We start from the raw sequence: 6,448 nt of genomic DNA on the forward strand, positions 1-6,448 counted from the left end.
CAATTTATCCGATCATGGTGGGGGTTGCCAGTCAGTTAGCCTAAAAAGATCGGTCAAAACAGTTGGCTCTGCTTATCGTCGGCGAATGACGCAAGCGCTGGCAAAGTGATGCGTTGTTGAACTTCATGGTACAAACAGCGCGCCAGTTCTGGTGACGCTCGGTTATCAGCAGTATGCACAAATAAGAAAGGGGTTTTCCCCTGACTTATCCACAGGATGAGCCTGTCTGTCCACGGCGTGAAGTAGTCCCTATTAATTGTTTTGTCAATATGACCAATAAAGCGAATGACTGGATAATTTGCTGTAGAAAGCACGTGTAGCGGGAGTTTCGGCTTTTCTTGCTGAGCATGCGCTAGGCCAGGATGGTCGTTGACGGGTGTTGAAAACAGCGGGCGAACATCGAGCATCACGCGGTTAGCTGAATAAGTTATTAACAAGCGGTTCAGGGCTTTTTCAGCGTCTCCTTTAAGGAAAAAAGCGGGGTGGCGTACCTCTACTGCGCAAGGCAAGTGGGTCGGCCATTGAGCAAGTAGTGCTTCTAGTTGTGACAGCTCCGAAGGGCCAAAATCACGTGGTAGCTGAACCATGGTAGGACCAAGGCGATCATGCAGTGGCGTGAGTGCTTCGAGAAACGCCCAGGCATTTTCTGGCTGGGTTAAACGCTGGTCATGGGTGACTGTGGCGGGAAGTTTAAAGCAGAAACGAAAATGAGGCGGTATTTGCCGCGCCCACGCGGCCACCGTTTCTGCCTTTGGTGCGCCGCTATAAAACGTTGTATTGCCCTCAACGCTTGAAAAGACCGCCGAATAATCGCTTAACAGGTCAGTTTTGGCATGCCTTGGATAAAGAGTGCCAAGCCAATCCTGATTGGCCCACATGGGCAGACCAAGGTAAAGCGGTAGCGTCATGTTAAGGCCTTTCGTGGTTATCTTTATACTAGTGTAACTGTTTCATAGAAGCGTTCAGGTGCTTTTCTAGGGCACTGTTTCTAGAACATTGTTTCTAGGGCATTGTTTTTAGGAAATTGTTGCGACGATTAAATAGACAAGAACGGCTTGGATGAGCATTGGCGCCAATCAGTACTGCTCTCGGAGAATGAGCAAAAAAGTGCATAGTGTTCCTCCAAGAACTGCATAGTGAAGGCTGGGGGAAGCCTCTAGGGTTAGACGTACCTCATAAGTAATAAAAAGGTAACGACCCATGACTGCATATCGCTCCCCCTCCGACTGGCAGGCTTTCGTCGAGAGTTGTATCGACTTCCGCCCCGATGAAGGCGTTTTTAGGGTTTCTCGTGACATGTTCACCGATCGGGCGCTGTTCGATCTCGAAATGGAACTCATCTTCGAAAAGCAGTGGATCTTCGCCTGCCACGAAAGCCAAATTCCCAATAAGAACGACTTTATTACCATGCAGGCTGGCCGTCAGCCGATGATCATCACTCGTGACGGCAAGGGAGAGCTGCGGGCGCTGGCCAACACCTGCCAGCACCGTGGGGCCACCCTGACCCGGGTTGGCAAGGGCAACCAGTCTACCTTCACCTGCCCGTTCCACGCTTGGTGCTACAAGTCCGATGGCCGCCTGGTCAAGGTCAAGGCGCCGAGCGAATATCCCGAAGACTTCGACAAAGCCAGCCGTGGCCTGAGCCAGGCGCGCATCGAAAGCTACCGTGGCTTCGTCTTTATTAGTCTGGACACAGAATCCACCGTCAGTCTCAAGGAGTTCCTCGGTGACACTACGCTGTTCTTCGACATGATGGTCGAGCAGGCGAAGGATGGTGAACTGGAAGTGCTGCCCGGTGAGTCCCGTTACACCTTCAACGCCAATTGGAAGCTGCAGAACGAGAACGGTCTGGATGGCTATCACGTCAGCACTGTGCACTATAACTATGTTTCCACCGTACAGCACCGCCGTGAGCTGGAAGCCCAGCAGAAGGGTAGCAGTGGTGACACCCTCGATTACAGCAAGCTAGGTGCCGGCGACAAAGATACCGACGATGGTTGGTTCTCCTTCAATAACGGCCACAGCCTGTTGTTCAGCGACATGCCTAACCCCCAGGTACGCCCTGGTTACGCTGCGGTGATGCCGCGCCTACTAGAGCAGCTCCCCCAGGAACGTGCTGAGTGGACCATGCACCGCCTGCGTAACCTGAATATCTACCCCAGCTTGTTCTTCATGGATCAGATCAGTTCCCAGCTGCGCATCGTGCGCCCGGTGGCTTGGAACAAGACGGAAGTGATCAGCCTCTGCTTGGGCGTGAAAGGTGAGTCCGATGCTGATCGCGAGAATCGTATCCGACAGTTTGAGGACTTCTTCAATGTCTCTGGCATGGGGACCCCCGATGATCTGGTGGAGTTCCGTGAGCAACAACGTGGCTTCGAAGCGCGGGCCACTGAGTGGAATGACATTTCCCGGGGCTACCAGTGCTGGGAGTACGGCGAGACCCATAACAGCCAGGTGCTTGGGATTAAACCGGTGATCACCGGAACCGAGTTCACCCATGAGGGGCTCTACGTCAACCAGCACGGCAGCTGGCAGCAAATGCTGCTCGCGGGTCTCGAGAAGAAAGCACTCAAGCTCCAGGAGGTATAAGTCATGAGCCAGCAGCAATCCATCGAACAGTTTCTCTATCAGGTCGCCGAACTCTGTGACAGCCAGGATTGGGATGCTTATTTAGACCAGTTCGCCCCAGAGTGTGAGTTTCATATCCCTCAGTGGAAGGGCGACCATGAGATCACCCAGGACCCGAAGCGTGAGATGTCGCTGATGTACTACGCGGACCGCACAGGCATTGAGGATCGCATCTTCCGCCTGCGTACTGGTAAGTCCGCTGCTTCTACGCCGATGCCCCGCACGCTGCATCTGATTAATAACGTGCGCTGGGCGCCACGTGATGATGGTCAGGTGCAGGCTAAGGTGAACTGGGTCACTCACTTCCACCGCTTCGGTGAGAGCGGCTACTTCTTCGGCACGGCCAGCTACACGCTGCGTGGTGATGGCGATGACTGGAAGATTACCCGTAAGCACACGGTACTGCTCAACGACAAGATCGATTCCGTCTTGGATTTCTACCACGTCTGATGTTGCTGGAGGGCGAGTCATGCATAACACAGCCGCCATTGTCTTTCGGGACGGCACCACCCGCTTCGTCAAGGTCGATAAGAATGAGCTGCTGATGGATGCCGCTCAGCGTCACGGAGTCAATCTGCCGGTGGATTGCCGGGAGGGGGTTTGTGGTACCTGCCGCTGCCTGCGCGAGTCCGGTGATGTCGACGTCGAGTATATCGATGAGGAGGCCTTAACCGAGGAGGAGATCGCCGAAGGGCATGTATTGGCTTGCCAGACTCGCCTGCGCTCCAGTCAGGCTTCCTTCTATTTCGATATCGATTCCAACGTCTGCAGTGTGGCTACCGAGGTGCATAACGGCACTGTCAGTGCCGTGGAGCAGGTCTCCGATGGTGCTGCCATCCTCGAGATCACCCTCGACGATCCCACTCAGGCATTGCCGTACTTGCCTGGTCAGTATGCTCGCATCGAGGTGCCGGGTAGTGATCAGTGGCGGGCCTACTCCTTTGCCACCTCGGCGGTACAGGAGGGAAAGCTGCGCTTTTTGATTCGCCTGTTGCCGAGCGGTGTGATGAGTGACTACCTGCGCGACTGTGCCCAGGTGGGCGATGCCATCTCTCTGGAGGCGCCCTTGGGAGCCTTCTATCTCCGTGAGGTACAGCGCCCGTTACTGATGGTGGCCGGCGGTACAGGCCTTTCTGCCTTCCTCGGTATGCTTGAGGAGCTGGCCGAAAAGGGCGAGTGCCAGCAGCCGATCCGTCTCGTCTATGGAGTGACCCAGGAGCAGGATCTCAGTGAGCTCGCGCGTTTAGAAGCTTTCACCGAGACGCTGCCCGACTTCGCCTTTGGCACCGTTGTAATGACGCCTTCCGAAGCGTGGCAAGGCAACAAGGGCGTGGTCTGTGATCTTTTCGATCTCGACTTCCTCGCCCAGCCCTTCGATGCCTACCTATGTGGGCCGCCGCCGATGATTGAGGCTAGCAAGACTTGGTTTGAGGAAAATCCGGTGGGCGAATGCCGAGTGTTTTTTGAGAAATTTATCTCTAGTTGAGGTTTCTATGCGCGGCGTCTCTATTGAAGACATTCAAACAGTGCTGGTCGATTTACCGACCATCCGTCCACACAAGCTTTCCATGACTACTATGGCCTGCCAAACCATGGTCATTGTGCGCATGCGCCACTCGGATGGGGTTGAAGGGCTAGGTGAAGGCACCACCATTGGTGGCCTTGCCTACGGCCCAGAAAGCCCAGAGAGCATCAAGCGCAATATTGATACCTACCTAGCGCCGCTGTTGATCGGTCAACCGTCAGGCAATATTCATCAGCTACGCGCCCGTCTTAACCGCCACATCCGCGGCAATATGATCGCCAAATCGGCGCTGGAAACCGCGCTGCTCGATGCTCAGGGAAAACGTTTGGGGCTAAGCGTGGCCGAGCTGCTCGGCGGCGCCCGCCAAACACATTTGCCGGTGCTCTGGACGCTGGCCAGTGGCGATACCGCCAAGGATATCGACGAAGCGCAGTTGAGCTTAGAGCAACGCCGGCATTGTGACTTTAAGTTGAAGATCGGCGCACATCCGGTGGATCACGATGTACGTCACGTGGCGGCCATCAAAGAGGCCTTGGGGGATCGCGCCAGCGTGCGCGTTGACGTCAACCAAGCGTGGGATGAGTCCACCGCGGTTCGCGGTATTCAGGCTCTGCAGGAGGCCGGTATTGAGCTGATCGAGCAGCCCATTCCTGCTCGTGAGCATGCCGGGCTGATCCGACTGGCTAACCGTTTCAATGTGCCAATGCTCGCTGACGAGGCAGTACAAGACGCTCGCGACGGACTTGACCTTGTCTGCGGCGGTTTCAGTGGTGCCTTCGCGCTGAAGATTGCCAAAGCCGGTGGCATGTACGGCGTGCTGGAACTGGCCCATGTTGCCCAAGCTGCGGGGGTTGGCTTGTACGGTGGCACCTTGCTGGAGGGCACCATCGGCACTGCCGCGTCACTCCACGCCTGGGCAACGCTACCAGAAATGGCCTGGGGTACGGAGATGTTCGGCCCGCTGCTGCTCAAAGACGACATTGTCGTTAAACCGCTTAACTACCATGACTTTGGCGTCGACTTACCGGCAGAGCCAGGGCTGGGTATCACGCTAGATGAAGACAAGGTTACGCACTACTCACGTAAAAACTAGTCGCGTACGAGCCGAGGAGGAGCGCCATGCTGTATCAGGTAGAAATGACCGTTAAATTGCCGACGGATATGCCCGCCGAGCAAGCGGCAGACATCAAGGCTGCTGAAAAGAGCTATTCCCAAGACCTGCAGCGCCAGGGCAAATGGCGCCACTTATGGCGGGTGGCAGGCAGCTACTCGAACGTCAGCATCTTTGACGTTGAAGATAACGCCGAGCTGCAAGCATTAGTTAGCAACTTGCCGCTGTTTCCCTATATGGAGATCAGCGTCAAACCGCTGTGTCGTCACCCCTCTTCAGTGCGTGACGACGATAGCTAATATACCCAGGTGCAACATTAATTATTATTAATAACAACAGCTTATAACAAACAGAGGGTTTCACCATGACCGTGAAGATTTTTGACACTCCCGACGTGCAAGACTTCATCAAAACCGTTGCTGGCTTTGGCCAAACCGGCGGCAATGATCGTGCCAAACAAATTGTGTATCGCTTGGTATCTGATCTGTTCAAGCTAATCGATGACTTCGATGTGACCGAGGAAGAGTATTGGGCGGCAGTCAATTTGCTCAATTCGCTGGGTAGCCAAACTCAGTTTGGTTTGCTGTCTCCTGGACTTGGTTTTGATCACTACCTTGATATGCGCCAAGACGCTATCGACGCCGAAGCCAAACGCACCAGCGGCACCCCGCGTACTATTGAAGGCCCGTTGTATGTCGCTGGCGCCCCAGAAGCCGAAGGTTTTGCCCGCATGGACGATAGTCAGGATAACGACGGTGAGACCATGTGGCTGACCGGTCAGGTGCGTGATGTGAACGGCACGCCGATTGCTGGCGCGAAGGTCGAGATTTGGCACGCCAACTCCCATGGAGGTTACTCCTTCTTTGATCCTTCGCAATCTGAGTACAACCTGCGTCGTACGATTTATACCGACAGCGAAGGCCGCTACACCGCGCGTAGTATTATCCCCTCCGGCTACGGCGTACCCGAGGGTGCTCCCACGGATGTGGTGCTGAAATCCCTGGGACGTCACGGGCAGCGTCCAGCGCATATTCATTACTTCGTCTCCGCCCCGGGCCACCAGCACCTGACCACTCAGATTAACCTGGCGGGTGATCCCTATACCTATGACGACTTTGCCTTTGCCACCCGTGAAGAGCTGGTCGTCACTGCCGAACGTATGTAAGCGTTCATTCCAAGGCGTT

At 55.1% G+C, this 6,448-nt stretch carries 7 protein-coding genes; 6 read left to right on the plus strand and 1 reads right to left on the minus strand.

Going from position 1 to position 6,448, the window contains the following annotated elements:
* Nucleotides 1–53: 53 nt before the first annotated feature.
* On the minus strand, nucleotides 54–908 hold the full coding sequence (locus INT22_RS02125) for a DUF72 domain-containing protein (RefSeq protein ID WP_193059582.1): 855 nt from the start codon (nucleotides 906–908) through the stop codon (nucleotides 54–56).
* 292 nt (nucleotides 909–1,200) lie between these two features.
* Between INT22_RS02125 and antA the strand changes: the two genes are divergently transcribed.
* The 6 genes from antA to catA all read left to right on the plus strand — a co-directional run bounded on the left by antA (nucleotide 1,201) and on the right by catA (nucleotide 6,429).
* A complete protein-coding gene (gene antA / locus INT22_RS02130; RefSeq protein ID WP_089040221.1) occupies nucleotides 1,201–2,589 on the plus strand; it encodes an anthranilate 1,2-dioxygenase large subunit in 1,389 nt (462 codons plus the stop codon).
* A 3-nt stretch (nucleotides 2,590–2,592) separates the two neighbouring features.
* A complete protein-coding gene (gene antB, locus INT22_RS02135) occupies nucleotides 2,593–3,078 on the plus strand; it encodes an anthranilate 1,2-dioxygenase small subunit (protein WP_038479649.1) in 486 nt (161 codons plus the stop codon).
* A 19-nt stretch (nucleotides 3,079–3,097) separates the two neighbouring features.
* Nucleotides 3,098–4,114, plus strand: coding sequence for an anthranilate 1,2-dioxygenase electron transfer component AntC (gene antC, locus INT22_RS02140; RefSeq protein ID WP_193059609.1), 1,017 nt, complete (start codon nucleotides 3,098–3,100; stop codon nucleotides 4,112–4,114).
* A gap of 7 nt (nucleotides 4,115–4,121) precedes the next feature.
* Nucleotides 4,122–5,246 carry a muconate/chloromuconate family cycloisomerase gene (locus tag INT22_RS02145; protein ID WP_193067580.1) on the plus strand — a complete coding sequence of 375 codons (1,125 nt, stop codon included), beginning with the start codon at nucleotides 4,122–4,124 and terminating at the stop codon, nucleotides 5,244–5,246.
* 26 nt (nucleotides 5,247–5,272) lie between these two features.
* Nucleotides 5,273–5,563 (plus strand): muconolactone Delta-isomerase, encoded by a 291-nt coding sequence (gene catC / locus INT22_RS02150; protein WP_089040225.1) that lies wholly within the window; start codon nucleotides 5,273–5,275, stop codon nucleotides 5,561–5,563.
* A 65-nt stretch (nucleotides 5,564–5,628) separates the two neighbouring features.
* Nucleotides 5,629–6,429, plus strand: coding sequence for a catechol 1,2-dioxygenase (gene catA, locus INT22_RS02155; RefSeq protein WP_226912340.1), 801 nt, complete (start codon nucleotides 5,629–5,631; stop codon nucleotides 6,427–6,429).
* The last annotated feature ends 19 nt before the right edge of the window (nucleotides 6,430–6,448 follow it).

The organism is Halomonas sp. 3D7M (assembly GCF_014897885.1).
In the GTDB taxonomy this organism is placed as follows: domain Bacteria; phylum Pseudomonadota; class Gammaproteobacteria; order Pseudomonadales; family Halomonadaceae; genus Vreelandella.

What these genes read in the sequence shown, in the direction of transcription:
- antC (WP_193059609.1), top strand. Translation starts at nt 3,098, where the DNA reads ATGCATAACACAGCCGCCATTGTCTTTCGGGACGGCACCACCCGCTTC.
- INT22_RS02145 (WP_193067580.1), top strand. Translation starts at nt 4,122, where the DNA reads ATGCGCGGCGTCTCTATTGAAGACATTCAAACAGTGCTGGTCGATTTA.
- antA (WP_089040221.1), top strand. Translation starts at nt 1,201, where the DNA reads ATGACTGCATATCGCTCCCCCTCCGACTGGCAGGCTTTCGTCGAGAGT.
- INT22_RS02125 (WP_193059582.1), bottom strand. Translation starts at nt 908, where the DNA reads ATGACGCTACCGCTTTACCTTGGTCTGCCCATGTGGGCCAATCAGGAT.
- catA (WP_226912340.1), top strand. Translation starts at nt 5,629, where the DNA reads ATGACCGTGAAGATTTTTGACACTCCCGACGTGCAAGACTTCATCAAA.
- antB (WP_038479649.1), top strand. Translation starts at nt 2,593, where the DNA reads ATGAGCCAGCAGCAATCCATCGAACAGTTTCTCTATCAGGTCGCCGAA.
- catC (WP_089040225.1), top strand. Translation starts at nt 5,273, where the DNA reads ATGCTGTATCAGGTAGAAATGACCGTTAAATTGCCGACGGATATGCCC.